12 protein-coding genes and 1 pseudogene are annotated in these 16,601 nt (G+C 42.4%); 8 read left to right on the top strand and 5 right to left on the bottom strand.

Annotated features, from left to right (window positions below; all coding sequences use genetic code 11):
• The first annotated feature begins 122 nt into the window (after positions 1-122).
• Positions 123-1,331 (top strand): putative glycoside hydrolase, encoded by a 1,209-nt coding sequence (locus tag ACQCT5_RS16845; protein WP_499643353.1) that lies wholly within the window; start codon positions 123-125, stop codon positions 1,329-1,331.
• A 242-nt stretch (positions 1,332-1,573) separates the two neighbouring features.
• Here the strand turns inward: ACQCT5_RS16845 and ACQCT5_RS16850 are convergent, their stop codons facing one another.
• Positions 1,574-1,762, bottom strand: coding sequence for a hypothetical protein (locus tag ACQCT5_RS16850; RefSeq protein ID WP_499643355.1), 189 nt, complete (start codon positions 1,760-1,762; stop codon positions 1,574-1,576).
• 707 nt (positions 1,763-2,469) lie between these two features.
• Here ACQCT5_RS16850 and ACQCT5_RS16855 point away from each other — a divergent pair.
• Both ACQCT5_RS16855 and ACQCT5_RS16860 read left to right on the top strand, forming a co-directional pair.
• Positions 2,470-3,048 carry a GNAT family N-acetyltransferase gene (locus tag ACQCT5_RS16855; protein WP_499643357.1) on the top strand — a complete coding sequence of 193 codons (579 nt, stop codon included), beginning with the start codon at positions 2,470-2,472 and terminating at the stop codon, positions 3,046-3,048.
• 137 nt (positions 3,049-3,185) lie between these two features.
• Positions 3,186-3,402, top strand: a pseudogene (locus tag ACQCT5_RS16860) (hypothetical protein).
• On the opposite strand, the gene ACQCT5_RS16865 reads toward ACQCT5_RS16860, so the two are convergent.
• The 3 genes from ACQCT5_RS16865 to ACQCT5_RS16875 are packed head-to-tail and all read right to left on the bottom strand — an operon-like array spanning position 3,371 to position 8,422.
• On the bottom strand, positions 3,371-4,093 hold the full coding sequence (locus ACQCT5_RS16865) for a GDSL-type esterase/lipase family protein (RefSeq protein ID WP_499643359.1): 723 nt from the start codon (positions 4,091-4,093) through the stop codon (positions 3,371-3,373). The pseudogene ACQCT5_RS16860 and the gene ACQCT5_RS16865 overlap by 32 nt on opposite strands.
• A gap of 33 nt (positions 4,094-4,126) precedes the next feature.
• Positions 4,127-7,195, bottom strand: coding sequence for an efflux RND transporter permease subunit (locus ACQCT5_RS16870; RefSeq protein ID WP_499643361.1), 3,069 nt, complete (start codon positions 7,193-7,195; stop codon positions 4,127-4,129).
• A gap of 9 nt (positions 7,196-7,204) precedes the next feature.
• The gene (locus tag ACQCT5_RS16875) at positions 7,205-8,422 is read right to left on the bottom strand and encodes an efflux RND transporter periplasmic adaptor subunit (protein ID WP_499643364.1); all 1,218 of its coding nucleotides are present in this window, start codon (positions 8,420-8,422) and stop codon (positions 7,205-7,207) included.
• Positions 8,423-8,839: 417 nt separating this feature from the next.
• Here ACQCT5_RS16875 and spxA point away from each other — a divergent pair, with 417 nt between their 5' ends.
• On the top strand, positions 8,840-9,238 hold the full coding sequence (spxA, locus tag ACQCT5_RS16880) for a transcriptional regulator SpxA (RefSeq protein ID WP_078381419.1): 399 nt from the start codon (positions 8,840-8,842) through the stop codon (positions 9,236-9,238).
• Between the two features lie 50 nt (positions 9,239-9,288).
• Here spxA and ACQCT5_RS16885 read toward each other — a convergent pair whose 3' ends face one another.
• Positions 9,289-9,942: a TerC family protein gene (locus ACQCT5_RS16885; RefSeq protein WP_499643366.1), complete on the bottom strand. Its 654-nt coding sequence runs from the start codon at positions 9,940-9,942 to the stop codon at positions 9,289-9,291.
• Between the two features lie 414 nt (positions 9,943-10,356).
• Between ACQCT5_RS16885 and mecA the strand changes: the two genes are divergently transcribed.
• From mecA to pepF, 4 genes are all read left to right on the top strand, one after another.
• Positions 10,357-11,046 carry an adaptor protein MecA gene (mecA, locus tag ACQCT5_RS16890; protein ID WP_499643368.1) on the top strand — a complete coding sequence of 230 codons (690 nt, stop codon included), beginning with the start codon at positions 10,357-10,359 and terminating at the stop codon, positions 11,044-11,046.
• 73 nt (positions 11,047-11,119) lie between these two features.
• Positions 11,120-12,628, top strand: coding sequence for a cardiolipin synthase (gene cls / locus ACQCT5_RS16895; RefSeq protein ID WP_499643370.1), 1,509 nt, complete (start codon positions 11,120-11,122; stop codon positions 12,626-12,628).
• Between the two features lie 716 nt (positions 12,629-13,344).
• A complete protein-coding gene (locus ACQCT5_RS16900) occupies positions 13,345-14,511 on the top strand; it encodes a competence protein CoiA (RefSeq protein ID WP_499643372.1) in 1,167 nt (388 codons plus the stop codon).
• 97 nt (positions 14,512-14,608) lie between these two features.
• On the top strand, positions 14,609-16,423 hold the full coding sequence (gene pepF, locus ACQCT5_RS16905; RefSeq protein ID WP_499643374.1) for an oligoendopeptidase F: 1,815 nt from the start codon (positions 14,609-14,611) through the stop codon (positions 16,421-16,423).
• Positions 16,424-16,601: the final 178 nt, after the last annotated feature.

Below are 16,601 nucleotides of genomic sequence, written 5' to 3' on the forward strand. Positions count from 1 at the left end.
TACACTAGTCTGTATCACCATACTGGTACTCTTGGATTATTTTGAAGAAAATTGGTGAAAAAGCCAAAAAGAAGACGATTTTCCTTTATAATATAATTAATAGGAAATGAAAATGGGGGAGAATGATGAAAAAATGGTTCGGTGGCTTAGCTGCTGCAATGACATTAAGTATGATGTGTTTCTCTCCAGTTCAGGCTGAAGAGGAAAGTCTTCAAGTTGGGAAGCATATGACAAAAAAAGTAGAAGTACAGGAAAAAGTATTGCCAGTTTCCATGGCAAGATTCGCATTTGATTCAGGCTATGAGTTTGAGTATCCTGATGCGGTGCGGGGAATTTATGTGACTGCGCACTCAGTTGGGGGTGAACGGTTTGAACGTCTGATCAATCTGCTAGACTCTACTGATCTTAACTCAATGGTTATTGACATCAAGGACGATCACGGATATCTGACGTACATACCGGAAGAGGGATCGCCATATATGGATATTGCGCAGCCTTATATTGGGGATACTGAGGAAATGATGAAAAAGCTGGAAGAAAAGAAGATTTATCCAATAGGTAGAATCGTAGTTTTCAAGGATTCTGTTCTGGCAGAAAAACGGCCAGATTTATCCTTTGTTGAAAATGGTCAGGTCTGGAAGAACGGAAGAGGGGAATCTTTCGTAAATCCATTCATGAAAGAGGTTTGGGATTATAATGTCAATATAGCAATCGAAGCTGCAAAAATGGGCTTCCAGGAAATCCAGTTCGATTATGTACGCTATCCCGAAGGGTTCGAAAACAGGGATACGACCCTTCAATATGGATACGGTGATTATAAAGATCTTGACCTGGATAATGTTCAAAAGCGCGTGGAAGCGGTAACTAATTTTGTAGAATACGCACGAGAAAAGCTTGAACCATACAATGTTCAGGTATCTGTGGACATATTCGGATATACGGCAACTCTTCCTGAAGCGCCTGGGATCGGACAGAATTTCAGCCGCATCTCTGAACATGTAGATGTCATCTCGTCCATGATCTATCCAAGTCATTGGACCTCCTATTTTGGAGTGGCCAAACCTGATACGGAGCCATATAAAATTATTGCAGAATACGCAAAATTCGAAAATGCGAAGCTTGATGAACTGGAGGAACGCCCAGTATCAAGGCCATGGATCCAGGACTTCACCGCCACATGGCTTGGAGCAGGAAATTATATTCCTTATGGCAAGCAGCAGGTGGAAGATCAAATTCGAGCATTGAATGAAAATGGAATCGATGAGTTCCTTTTATGGAATGCCGGCAACACATATACAGAGGGTGTAAACTTCAAGCCGCTCGGTGAATAATTGATACAAATATAAGGTTTTGTTTAAGAGTACGGTTGATTATTGGCCGTCTTCAGCTGTTGATTGGAGCGCAAGTCGTAGACTCGGGAGAAGCGGAGTCAGGGAGATCCCGCAGGCGAAGCCAAGGAGGCTCCCTACCCGCCCGCGTGTCGCTGCTGACTTGCGCGGAAATCAACAGCGGTGTTATAGGTCAAACAAAAAGCTGCCTCTCATTCTAAAGAGGGCAGCTTTTTCTTATCTATTCACTTTTTCCCGCCGCCGACGCTTTTCCAGCCAGCTTGTATGCTAGCGGATTTATCGAAGCTTTCCGAGCCTTTTTTGCTCTTGCCGAACAATTTTTCCCCGATACCGTTGGCCAGGACACCCATTACGGCCGTAATTGCTATAATCAGCGTAGCTACAAGTCCAAAATCAATAAAGTATTCTATCACACTGACATCCCCTTTGCCTTATGTATAAATACATCCTGCTTCTATTGTAAATTATGACTATCACAAAAGAAAGAGGGTATATTAACGTTGAGATATGAATATGTATGTTATGCTTGAAAATGAGAAAGAAAAGGCTCCTTTCGTAAAGATTGTTGTTCTTAAATATAGGGATTGGCTAAAGATAAGATGTCAACATTAAACTCCCTGTTGGTTTCCATTCCAGGCGTTCGCTTATCCAGGAAGGCCTCGTGAGCCTCCTCGGTGCTGCGCACCTGCGGGGTCTCCCTTGACACGCTGCTTCCGCAGGACAAGGAAGGCTTAGGAAGCGATACATCGCACGCAGGAAATGTTTGCATTTTCAAAGAGTCTCACGCCTTGCACTCCAACCAACAGGGGTGAATTATAGTATAAAATTTGCCTTCCTAAAGTTTGAAAAATTGGACTTTGTTAATATTTTATTTTCAGTGGAGCCATTAATGTTAAAAAACTGAGTTGATTGTAGCGGAGGACACTTGACTCCTGCGGGAGAGTAGAGGGCAAGGGAGACCCCACAGGCGAAGCCGAGGAGGCTCCCATCCGTCCCCGGGGAATCTTGTGTGCGGAGCGGAAATCAACGGGCTGCATTTAATGCTTACATTTTATCTATATGACAACAATGAATGCGAAAACAGCCAAAGAAAAAGATGAAAGGGGATCAGTAAAAAGAGATGAATTGGTATGAAAAATTAAATCAATATTTTCCGGTAGAAGAGATGAAATCAAAAGAACATATGGAGCTTTTATTAAAAGAAAAAGGGCATATGTACCATAAAGATGAAGGCGAGCATCATGTTCTGATGTATGCCGAATTTGACCAGTTTATTTTTATCGATTATCTGTTTGTATCAAAGGCTTCAAGAGGGCAGGGACTAGGTCATAAACTCCTTGAAAAGCTGAAGCAAAAAGGGAAGCCGATCATCCTCGAAGTGGAGCCGGTGGACTATGAAGATACGGATACAGAAAAAAGGCTGAAGTTCTACAAGAGGGAAGGCTTTGATCATGCATCCTCCATCGGGTACAGCAGAAGATCATTGGCGACAAATGAAGTAAATCAGATGGAGATACTATACTGGTCACCGAACAACCAGGACGAGGCGGCGGTCTTTGAGGGGATGAAACAGATGTATGAACAGATTCATACCTACAAGGACAAGGAGCTGTACGGCGAATCCTATGAAACGGTCGATAAGGTGTTGAGCTTTGACGAAGAGGATAATGATAATAATAATATCCTTTCCAAACTTTAATCATGCGTACATATGAAAAAGAGGCTGGAGCAAAAGTGTTTTAGTCTAAATAAAACCCGAACTAATTTGAATTTTAAAATCAAATTAGTTCGGGTCTTTTTTTGAAGTATTCGATTAGTTTTAGGGTACACCAGCGGTTGATTGGAGTGCAAGACGAAGACTCCTGCGGGAGAAGTGGCCAAAGTGAGACCCCGCAGGCGAAGCCGAGGAGGCTCACGGGTCACCCGCGGAAAGCGAAGTCTTGCACGGAAATCAATAGCGGTATTTAGAGCCGGTACCTATATTGTTCGTCTTTTGTTAGCAATTTTGTCCCAGCCTCTTTTTATTGTGTCTCTTCATATACTTTTTTCATGAGCGCAACTATTTCTCGATACCCTTGGTCATTGGGGTGGATGTCATCCTTTTCTATATGGGTGAGCTCAACTTCTTTGTTGACGAATTCTTGATAAGGGTCTATGAATAGCGTGGATTCTGACGCCAGTTTTTTTACGGATGCATTGAATTTTGGTGCATATTCTTTACCAAGCTGATGGAGAGTATGACCAGGTGGATACGGGTTGTATAGTCCAATCAGCAAGATGGTGGCTGTCGGGTTTATTGCCCTCACCATTCCATAGGTTTCCTTCAAGGATGTTTCTAATATCTGCATATTAAGATCCAGCTGCCCCTCCTCCGGGTCAGGCTGGGAACGGACAGTCTGTAAAAAGTTATTTCCCCCAATGGAGATGGAAATAATATCTGCGGTTTTTAGTCGGTTCCTAAGCCCTTCATCCCCTGAGAGCAGTGCGAGAAGTCCAGTCGAGGTCAATCCTGGAATACCGTAGTTTTCTACTTTGACAGTATTATCTTTTCTCAGATACTTTGTAAATTGGGGCACAAATCCATGGATGCGCAAGTAGTTCTCTTCAGTTGAGCCGAGACCTGCAGTCAAGGAATCCCCTAATGCGATATAAGTCAACTGTTTAGGAGACTCCGCTGTTGCAGGAGGGTACATGAAGAAACTGCCGAATATCAGAAATGCAGTCAACAAAAGTTTTCTGCCCATCGTTATGTCATCCTCTCTACAAGACATAGGAGTTTATATCTCTGCTTTTTCCAATTTCTTCGCTTGTCTTTTTTCTTTGAATCTATCCAAAAGATAGTACAATACAGGAATAAGAACCAGTGTGATTAAAGTGGCAAAGCTTAGTCCGAATACGATGACAATCGCCATAGGCTGCTGTATTTCCATCCCTTCCCCGATTCCCAACGTAAGAGGGATCAATCCTAATATCGTGGTAAGGGTGGTCATCAGGATGGGACGTAACCTTGTTGGACCGGCTATTAAAATAGCTTCTACAGTGGATTTCCCATCTTTCTTTAACATGTTGACGTAATCCACGAAAACAATCGCGTTGTTCACCACTATACCGGTTAGAATGAGCATCCCAACCAGGGACCCGACCCCAAGCGGCTGGAAAGTAACTAACAGCCCTACGATAATTCCAATAATGGTAAGGGGAACAGAAAACATGATGATAAACGGATAAAAGTAAGATTCAAACTGGGCAGCCATCACCATATAAACCAGGACGACAGCAAGCGCAAGGGCCCCTCCCAATTTGAAGAAAGCGTCATTCATCTGTTCATCCTGTCCGCCGATGGTAATTTTGTATTGTTTGGTGGGGATATAAACATTTTCCTTTAGTGTCTTCTCAATATCATCCACCACACTGCCCAGATCTCGGTTCACGATATCGGCATTAACGGTTATTTCACGCAGGCGGTCGGTTCGGTTTATCTGACTCGGACCCTGTCCCCGGCTTACAGAGGCAACAGCTTGAAGCGGAATGTTTTCTCCTGTTGGTGTAGGGATGAGCAGGGTTTCTAGATCTTGAATAGAGCTTGTATACGTGTCTTCGATTGTCAGCCGGATATCCAGCTCTTCTCCTTCACGAGCCATTCTTGATGCCACAACGCCCCTTGTTGCACTGGATACGGCCGAGGCGATCTGGGCACTTCCAACTCCGAATTGACTGGCCTTCACCCGGTCAATGTCGACGACTATTTCCGGATTGCCCTCTGTGTAATTGGAGCTCGGCTCTCTGATTCCTTTTATATCGGATAAAAGCGTAATGGTCTGATCCGCCATACCTTTTAATGTATCAAGATCAGGTCCAGTAATGCTAAGGGATACAGGGTTTTGCGAGAAACCGGAGTCACCGGAGGAAATGGAAATCTCCACTCCGGGAATGTCCTGCAGCAGCTCTCTGATTTCATCTCCGACTTCTGTATCAGCCCTGTTTCTTTCACTCAAAGGTACAAGCAAAATACTGTAATTAGCCCTGTTCGATTGTGTACCGGCCGAAACAGAAAAGTTATCAGTTCCTCCGACAGTAACAAATGATAGGTCAATCTCTTCTATCTCTTTCAGTTTCTGATCGATATCCTCCATCGCACTGTAGGTAGCATCTAGCGAGCTTCCTTCTGGCAGCCGCGCAGTCATGGAAATAAAGCTTTGGTCCTGCTGCGGTAAAAATTCCTTTCCGATAAACGGTGTACCAAAAAGGGAAGTTACCAGGAGCAACAATACAAGCGATATCGTTTTCTTCGGATGCTGGAGGGCCTTATGTAGTACGTTTCTATACCATAAAGAAAACGAGCTGAATCTTTCTTCGAATCGCGAGCTCTTATTATTGACTTTCAACAGTAGGGATGAGAACAAAGGAACTATAATCAATGCTGTGAACAATGATGCTAAAAGCGAAAACGATACAACAAGTGCCAATGGTTTGAAAAGCTGTGCAGCCAACCCGTCGACAAAAACGATCGGCAAAAATACAATGACTGTAGTAAGGGTGGAAGCGATGATGGCGGGTCCGACCTCACTTGTCCCCTCGATTGCCGCATCTTTCAACGAATACCCCTTCTGCCTTAATCTATATATATTTTCCAGGATGACAATCGCGTTATCCACCATCATTCCGATTCCCAATGCCAACCCGCCAAGAGTCAATAGATTAAGCGTCTGGCCGCTGAAGTACATAAAGATGAACGTCGTCACTATGGAAAGGGGGATGGAAAACAGTATAATTAGCGTACTTCTCAAGTTTCTTAAGAAAAAGTAAAGAACAAGAGCTGCGAGCAGGCTTCCGAGAATCATGTTGGACGCTACAGCACGAATGGACTGTTCGATAAACTGGCTTTGATCAAAGATAGGCTTTATTTCAACGCCTTCAGGAAGCGTTTCTTTAATTTCCTCCAGTTTCTTATTGATATCATTGGCCACTGTGACGGTATTGCTTCCCGACTGCTTCAGTATGGACATCCCTACAGCAGGCTCACCGTTCAGATAGCTTAACTGAGTGGTAGGCTGAAGCGTTTCCTTTACTTCGCCAAGTTGATCGAGCTGGACGATTCCCTTGAAGGTTGGGATAGGTAGAGTCTGTATGTCAGTGATTGATCCATACTCTCCGGTAATACGGATAGGCAGGTCCTGATTCTGGTCGGTCAAAGCACCACCAGGAAGATTCAAGTTTTCTGACGCGATGATTTGCTGTAGCTGATCAATGGAGATTCCAAAGGAGGAAAGTGTATTCGGGTCCAAGGTGACACGAACTTCACTTTCTGCACCGCCCTCTACTGATATGGAGGCGATTCCATCCACGCTATTCAGTTCAGGTTCAAATTCCTCTTCTGCCAGCCTCTTCGCTTTTACCATTTCACCTGAAGGGTCAGTAATAGCAAGCTGTACAATAGGTAGGTCGCTTGGATTAAATCTCAAAACTCGCGGCAACTGTGCACCTGGAGGCAAAAAGTCCCTTACAGAATCGATCCTTTCCCGCATATCAAGCGATGCGAAATCCATATTGGTTCCCCATGTGAACGCAACTAGTACCAGTGAGCCGCCAGTTCTTGATATCGATGTCACAGATTCAACATTCGGCAAAGTGCCCATAGCATTTTCAATAGGAGAAGAAATCAAATTCTCGATTTCCTCAGGTCCAGCGCCTTCATAGGTTGTCGTGACAGCCACTATCGGGAAGGTTAATTCAGGGAATAAATCGACCGTCATGCTCCTCATACTGACAGCGCCGAGTATGAGCATAAGCACAATCACCATGCTCATCGCAATTGGTCGTAGTACTGATAGCTTTGCAATTTTCATAGGGGTTGCTCACTCACTTTGTTCTGAAATATCTGTGCCGTCTTTTAACCGTTCTTTTCCGTCAACGGCGACTTTCTGACCTTTTTTCAAGCCTTCGACAATCTGAATCAATTCTCCATCACGAAAACCAGTGGTAACATCACGGCGCAATGCTTTTCCGTCTTCTAACAAATAAACATAGGGGGTTGCCTCTTCATATAGTATCGCATCATTCGGGATGACAATCTGTGCATCGAGGTTATCAACCGCCACATATGCGGTAGCACGCATTCCGCCTTTAATATACTGCTCTGTGTTGCTTACAGGGATGATGACCGAGAACATATTAGTCTGCTGATTGACGGTAGGAGAAACTGTTTCTATCGCTGATTCATAAGATTGCGATAGTCCTTCAAAAGAGATGGTGGCTGTCTGTCCAGCCTGTAATTTTGAAACCTGATAGCTGTTTACTTGAAAAGTCGCTGAAATATTGTCTTGTTTGATGATGGTTCCGATCGGTACGTTGGGAGCGGCAATTCCATCTTCCACAACATTTAGCTCCGAAACGATGCCGTCTATCGGACTTGTGATGCTGGCAGCTTCAGCAAGCTGTTCCGCCTGTTTTTGACCTTGGCGTGCCTGATTTAACTGTGCTTCAATCTCTACAGTATTAAAGGAGGGCATTTGCTGTGCCTGGCTCGCTGCAGTGGAGAGCTGGGCTTGCTTTAACATCACTTCCATAGTACTTTGGAGTAAATCAAGGGAAGTGACAGCGCCTGTATCAACTCCATCTAAAAGCGCTTGAGATTTTTCTAAAGATTGGTTTAATTCCCCCTGCAACTTGGGTATATCAGTTAAAGAGGCTTGACTTTCAGCAGCCTGTTGCATTTCTTTCATTTTAGAGAGGGCATTTTCCAATTCCGAAACTGCGTTTTGGGCCTGTGTCACCTGTTCATTGGCAGCTGTAGGATCTAATGAAACAATTAAATCGCCCTTTTTGACAATATCACCAATTTTCACATGAACCTTTTCAACGGTTAGGGGGGAGGTAGTGAGGAGCGGTACTTGGGTCTCAGGTACTGCCATTCCAACTAATTCAATGGTATTGCTAATGTTTTTTTCAATGACTTCTGCGACCGAAACAGGTACTTTGTTAGATTCCGTGTTTTGACTCGTAATCTCTTTTTGGCTGCAGGCTGTCGAAAATACTAGCAAAAAAATTGCAGGAAACAACCATGTTTTTTTCAATTTCTTTCACCTCATACTTATCATGTCTAAATATAAAACTAACATGTATTAGAAACCCTTACAATTCTTAACTATCAGAGCCAAAAGGAAAGAGCACATTTGTTAACAAAATGTGAACTGGTGAAAAATGATGAGAATTAATTTCATTTAAATGAAACTTTTCGTCACCCTTATACGTCATATATAAGGAGAAAAGTTGTACAAGTAGGTAAAAAAAGAAACTCTACGAAAAAGCGAACATGTTGTGACAACTTGTCTAACTTTTAAAATACTGTACCTTTTTACACGTAAATCGTGTATAATACTTAATAGAAATTCCTTTTTTATAGTAATTTCAAATTGAGAGCGATTCACAATTAGAATCCTACAGCATGTTCTTTTTCGAATAAATTAAGAATAAAAGGAGAGGGAAAGTTCATGGTAACCTTATATACATCTCCAAGTTGTACGTCTTGCCGCAAAGCGAAAAATTGGTTAGAAGAGCATAACATTCCATATACAGAAAGAAATATTTTCTCTGAGTCTTTATCCATCGATGAGATAAAAGAGATTCTTCGCATGACGGAGGATGGAACAGATGAAATCATTTCTACAAGATCAAAAATCTTTCAAAAGCTGAATATCAATGTGGAGGCAATGCCTCTTCAAGAATTATATTCTGTCATAAAAGAACATCCTGGTCTATTAAGACGACCGATTATCATTGACGAAAAAAGATTGCAAGTAGGGTACAACGAAGATGAAATTCGTCGCTTCTTACCAAGGAAAGTACGAACGTTCCAGCTGCGAGAAGCTCAACGCTTGGTGAATGGATAATAGAGCAATAAAAAAGCTTCTACATGATTCAAATGTAGAAGCTTTTTTATCTATTCCCCTGTTTTCTTCTGAATGACTGCGACAGCTAGCACGCCTATTGTCAATATAATAGGAAAGGCAGTTCTCCAACTTTCCTGCTGTATCAATGCCTGGATTACCGGTTCATGTATCATCATTTTTCCTGCGGTAAAACTAAGAATGCTTGCCCCAAAATAGATAATTATAGGATATTTATCCATAATCTTTAATATAATTTTACTCCCCCATATAATTATAGGGACGGATACAATCAAACCGATGACCACAAGCAGAAACTGACCATGGGCGGCCCCGGCAACGGCCATTACATTATCGATTCCCATTATGATATCCGCCATTACGATGGTCCTGATTGCAACGCCAACTGAAGTACTACCCTTAATCATTTTCGATTCGTCTTGTTTTTTCAGGAGATTAATGGCAATGTAGACCAATAGGACACCCCCTACAAATTGCAAAAATGGGATGGCAAGCAAGTATACTGCCCCAATGGTGATGAGTATCCGAAAAATGATGGCCAAAAAAGTCCCGGTGACTATAGCCTTATTCCTGTATTGCTCTGGAAGGTTCCTGCATGCCAATGCAATGATGATTGCGTTGTCACCTCCTAGCACAATATCTATGCCTATGATAATCAATATAGAAGATATTAGGTCCAAATCCACACTATCGCCCCTTCTTGTCCCATTCCATTATAAATATAGTGAGGCTTGTCTGGAATTATGACTTAATTTTGGACTCAATTCAGGCGGTTTGTAGGTGTGCGAAGCGTAAAGTAGGCAGATGAACGATTTTAAAAAAAATGAGCTTTTTTATTTCCATTCTTCCTTTTTTTATCATAAAATAAGAGTACAAGGTATTCCATCTTTGCATAGGATATAGGTTTACGGGCTGTGTGAAATGGATAAATTGTAACAAAGGCTAAAAAGTTTCGAGGAGGGTCCCTTCCAAGGAAAGACGGAGGAAAATGAGAAGCGGACAGTATAGAGGATAGCTTATCTCATGCTTATACAAGGGTTATGAGGTTCGTGCTAAAGAGAGCGCTGATCATTTACCTAATCAGAAGGGAGTGTTGTTGGATGGAAATCGAACGAATTAATGATCATACGGTAAAATTTTATATTTCATATGGTGATATAGAGGAAAGAGGCTTTGACCGCGAAGAAATCTGGTACAATCGTGAAAGAAGCGAAGAGCTCTTCTGGGAAATGATGGACGAAGCCCACGATGAAGAAGATTTTATGGTGGAAGGGCCATTATGGATCCAGGTGCAGGCTCTTGATAAAGGCTTGGAGGTAGTTGTGACAAGGGCTCAGCTTTCCAAGGACGGGAAGAATTTCGAAGTTCCTGTTTCCGATGACAAAAAAATCGATATCCCTGTGGATGAGCGTATAGAAGCGTTGATCGATCAGCATTTCAATTCCAATCCTAAAGTGGATAATAAAGAAGACAAGCTCGAAGAAGAAACAGATCTATTGCAGTTCATGATCCGCTTCAAGGATCTCGAATATATAATTTCTGTCAGTCATCGTCTGCAGCACTTGGAAAATTTAAATAACAGCCTCTACTTCTTTGAAGGCAGCTATTATTTATATGTTGATTTTTCCAGTGAACATTATACTGATGAGGAAATAGATAATGTGCTTAGTGTTCTCCTTGAGTATGGAGATGAGTCGACAATGAGCATCCACCGTCTCCAAGAGTATGGTTCCGAAGTTGTGAAAGATACTGCAATGAAGGAAATGACCATGCATTTTCCACTTAAATAAAAAGACCGATTTCACTTTGTTGAAATCGGTTTTTTTTCCAGACAGATAGATGTACTTAGGGAGATGAAGTTTGTTGAAGAATACGGTTAGGGTTTCTGTTTTTGTATTGGCAGTAGGAGCTGTATTATTTGCCACCCAGGGAATATGGGAAGGGTGGCTGCTAGGTTCGATATCTATACTTTTTACGATCTCCGTCGTCTTTATTGGATTTCTAATTTCATTGGAGAACCGGCATCCTACTAGAACCCTGACATGGCTGGTTGTCCTAGGCAGTTTTCCGGTATTGGGATTTTTCTTTTATCTCCTGTTCGGACGCAATGTGCGAAAGCGGAGACTGTTTCAAAGGAAGGCTCTATTTGATAAAGAAGCGATAAGGGAAATTGAAGGGGAACGAATCTATACCAACGATGACATTGCCTCATTAGGAGAAAGTAAAAGAAGCATCTTCCGGTTATCACAAAATATCGGAAGAAGTCCCATTTCCTTTCAAACGGATACCGAAGTGCTGACAGATGGCGACAGGACATTCTCTAAAATCCTGGAAGAAATCAATAAAGCGAAGCACCATATTCACTTGGAATACTACATAGTGAAAAATGATGAAATAGGCAATCAAATCAAACAATTATTGATGGAAAAAGCAAAATCCGGCGTATATGTGCGTTTCCTTTTTGATGCAGTGGGCAGTCTGGGTCTTGGCAAAGCTTATTTGAAAGAATTACGTGAAGCTGGTGTGGAAATCGTTTCTTTTTCTCCGGTTGCTTTTCCAGTTTTCAACAATAAAGTTAATTTCAGAAACCATCGTAAAATAATTGTGGTTGATGGAGAAGTCGGCTTCGTCGGCGGCCTTAACATCGGGGATGAATATCTGGGAAGGGATGAATATTTCGGATATTGGCGTGATACCCATTTGTTCGTAAAAGGAGAGGCAGTACGTACACTGCAGTTGATTTTTCTGCAGGACTGGTACTATGCAACCGATCAGTCACTGCTGACCCCGAGTTACCTGACCCCTACCTTAACCGAGAGAAAGCATGGTGGGGTGCAGATGATAGCGGGCGGTCCTGATCAGGAATGGGAAGTAATAAAAAGCCTGTATTTTTCCATGATTACCTCGGCTCAGAAATCAATCTGGATTGCCTCTCCTTATTTTGTTCCGGATGATGATATTTTCACGGCCCTGAAAGTTGCTGCCTTGAGCGGATTGGACGTCAGGCTTCTGGTTCCGAAAAGGCCTGATAAAAGAATCGTCTATTATGCCTCCCACTCCTATTTTCCGGAGATGATGGAAGCAGGGGTGCAGATCTATGAATATGAAAAGGGCTTCCTGCATAGCAAAGTCGTGATAGTGGACGATGAAATCGCCTCGATAGGGACGGCAAATATGGATATGAGAAGCTTTCATCTGAATTTTGAAGTGAATGCCTTCCTATATAATACGGAAAGTGTATTATCTTTGGTGGAGGATTTTGAAAAGGACCTTCTCGAAAGCAACCCAATTGTAAAAGGTGTGTTTGCCAAACGTCCATTCTACCAGAAAGTTGCAGAATCCTTGGCGAGACTCGCTTCGCCACTACTATAGTTTTAATGGTGCTGTCTGAAAGTGACTTCATTTCACTTTTGGGCAGTATTTTTTGTGTGGTCTGGGGCGAGTGGTAATTTCATTATCTTGTGAATGATAGTTTTTTAATGTGGAGAAGGTAGAGAAAAGCTAATTATGAATTATGGGCTTGATGAAGGACCTTTTTCCTCTGATCCGCAAGCGAAAGGTCCATCATAAACACAATGAAGGACCTTTTTCCTCTGATCCGCAAGCGAAAGGTCCATCATAAACACAATGAATGACCTTTTCCCACTGATCCGCAAGCAAAAGGTCCATCATAAGCACGATGAATGACCTTTTCCCACTGATCTACAAGCAAAAGGTCCATCATAAGCACAATGAATGACCTTTTCCTCTGATCCGCAAGCAAAAGGTCCATCATAAGCACGATGAAAGACCTTTTTCCTCTGATCCGCAAGCAAAAGGTCCATCATAAGCACGATGAAAGACCTTTTTCCTCTGATCCGCAAGCAAAAGGTCCATCATAAGCGCAATGAATGACCTTTTCCTCTGATCCGCAAGCGAAAGGTCCTTTAAAAAATTATTAGGAACCATCCCACCACATCTCCACATAAATTCTCCAAAAATCAATTTTACCAGTAGTTTTAATCTAAAATACTATTTTTAAATATAACAAGGATATTGTCGAGCGATGCAGAATAAAGGGGGGATAACATCAAAAAAGGAGTGAGGAAATGTTTATAGCAAAAAGAGAAGACGGTATCCTAATTACCCTACATGATTACAAAGACACGTCATCGCAGGATAAGATAAGGAGGTACAAGTATAGTTGCCCGGCATGTGAATCGGAAGTGAAACTGAAAAGCGGGAGTATACGTAGAATGCATTTCGCTCATTTGGGCACAGAATGCCGAGCTTCGACCGAGGCGGAAACCACTTATCATTTAGAGGGAAAAGCAAAGCTCTATCAATCGTTGAAAATAAATGGCTCCCCCGAATTAGAATACTATATCCCACAGACCAGCCAGAGAGCGGATGTTTTTTTGAAAGCCAAGCGGGACTTTGCATTTGAATTTCAGTGCTCTCCCATACACCCTTCCATCATCGAACAAAGATCCACACTATATGAATCAGAATCCATCATTCCCATCTGGCTTATCGGCAAAGAAAAGCTCGGAAACATCCAATCCTATATGAAACTATCAGCGTTTCAATGGTCTTTTTTACAAAATCATAAAAAAGGCGAGCCCCCATACATTTTAAGCTTTTGTCCACAATATTCGGTCTTTCATTACCTTCATCCACTTTTCGGTTTTAACAGCCTGGATGCCTATGTATCCTCAAAAACAAGCAAGGAGTGGCAGTTGCATCCCCCACATAATAGAAAACACCCGCCAAGCTTTTGGAAAACAAAATGGCTACATTCGAAAAGGAGATGGAGATACGATTTCTGTCTATATTCGGCAAACCAGAAGCTACGTAATTATTGCTACACTAAAATGCAGATCCCATTGTCATTATGTCCTGCGGCTATTGGGATACCGGTTTCTTCCTCCTATTGGTTTCAGACCCCGAACATCCAGTGGCAGGCCTGGCTGTATTTTGACTCCATCTATCACACCCCCATTCATTCCATCATTCACATTCCATCACTGATGAACCGTTTTAATCAACGCATCCAACAAGCACATGTGAAAATCAAGCAGCTTCCATTAGTGAGGTTTGGACATTATACAAATGCTGTTATGGAATACTTGGAGCAACTTTGCGCCGTTGGCATACTGACCAAAGAGAGCGACCTAGTCTTCAGGAAGGCAGAAAATGAAAAAAGATACAATACGATGGAAGAAGCAACAGCACATGATAAGGACATTCTGAACAGGATTGTCTTGAAATTGTGAAGCACTACAATTAATGAAAAGAAAAGAGGGAATAATAAGCTTGCGTCGAATAGGTAAAAGATGCATATTTTTAATTTTTTCAAGGGGGTACCAATTCATGGCAGAACAAACAGCCGTTAAGAAATTACAAGAACGAAAAGACATCTCTGCAGAAGATACATGGAGATTGGAAGATATTTTTTCTAGTGATGAGGCATGGGAAAAGGAATTCCAGGAAGTAAAAGGGATGATCGGCAAAATACAGGACTTTAAGGGAAAACTCTCGGAATCAGCTGAGAACCTGTATGAAGCACTTCAATATCAGGATAGCATTTCAAGCCGTCTTGGCAAGCTGTATACATACGCCCATATGCGCTACGATCAAGATACAACAAACAGCTTTTATCAAGGCTTGAACGATCGGGCAACCAACCTTTATACACAAGTGGCAAGCGCTTTATCGTTTGTGGTTCCTGAGATCCTGACAATGAAGGAAGAGGAGATTGCCAAGTTCCTTCAGGAAAAGGAAGAGCTTTCCCTTTATAAACATTCCTTGGACGAAATCAATCGTCAGCGTCCTCATATTTTATCTGAAAAGGAAGAGGTTCTGCTTGCAGAGGCATCCGAGGTGCTATCAGCGTCATCGAATACTTTCGGCATGCTGAACAATGCAGATCTGACATTCCCATCCGTAAAAGATGAGAATGGGGAAGAAGTGGAGATTACACACGGCCGTTATATACGTTTCCTGGAGAGCGAGAATCAGGAAGTGAGAAAAAATGCTTTCAAAGCTGTATATGAAACCTATGGGAAATACAAGAATACATTTGCGAGCACTTTAGGTGGTACTGTTAAAAAGGACAATTTCCAGGCGAAGGTCCGCAATTACGATTCTGCGCGTCAATCCGCGCTGAGCAATAATAATATCCCTGAAACGGTATATGACAATCTGGTCAATACGGTCAACAAGAATCTGCACCTGCTTCACCGATATGTGGAGCTTCGCAAAAAGGTGCTTGGTGTGGAAGAGCTTCATATGTATGACCTTTACACTCCACTGATCAAGGATGTAAAAATGGCTGTTACTTATGATGAAGCGAAGGAATATATCCTGAAAGGGCTGACTCCGCTAGGAGAAGAGTATTCCGAGATCCTGAAAGAAGGCTTTGAAAACAGATGGGTGGATGTACAGGAGAACAAAGGGAAGCGCTCCGGTGCGTATTCTTCTGGAACCTATGGAACCAACCCATATATCCTTATGAACTGGCAGGACAATGTCAATAACCTGTTCACTCTTGCGCATGAATTCGGCCATTCAGTACACAGCTACTATACAAGAAAGACTCAGCCTTATCCGTATGGAAACTATTCCATCTTTGTCGCGGAAGTAGCGTCCACTTGTAATGAGGCATTATTGAATGATTATCTATTGAAAACCATCGATGATGATAAGAAGCGTCTTTATTTGCTTAACCACTTCTTGGAAGGTTTCCGTGGCACTGTATTCCGCCAAACGATGTTTGCAGAATATGAGCACAAAATCCATGAGCTTGCTCAGAGTGGTGAGGCTTTGACATCCGACCTGTTGACAGAAACCTACTATGAGCTGAATAAAAAATATTTTGGTGACAGCATCCATATTGATGAAGAAATCGGATTGGAGTGGGCAAGAATTCCTCACTTCTATTACAACTATTATGTATATCAATATGCTACAGGCTATAGTGCAGCCACTGCTCTAAGCAAGCAGATCCTTGAAGAGGGCCAGCCAGCAGTTGACCGCTACCTGGAATTCCTGAAAGCGGGAAGCTCGGACTATCCAATCGAGGTATTGAAAAAAGCAGGAGTGGACATGACAGAATCCACACCAATCGAAGAGGCATGCAAAGTGTTTGAAGAGAAGCTGAAGGAAATGGAAGAGCTTCTGTCGTAAAATATAGGCTTTGCTAAACAGAAGTGTTGATTTTCGCGAATATTAGCTGTTGATTGGAGCAATAGGCGAAGACTCCTCGAAAATGCGAGCATTTTCTTCGTGCGATGTATCGCTGCCGCAGCCTTCCTTGTCCTGCGGGAGGTAGCGTTTAGTGGAGACCCCACAGGCGAAGCCGAGG

It is taken from the genome of Sutcliffiella halmapala, from assembly GCF_050107295.1.
Taxonomy (GTDB): Bacteria; Bacillota; Bacilli; order Bacillales; family Bacillaceae_I; genus Sutcliffiella_A; species Sutcliffiella_A halmapala_A.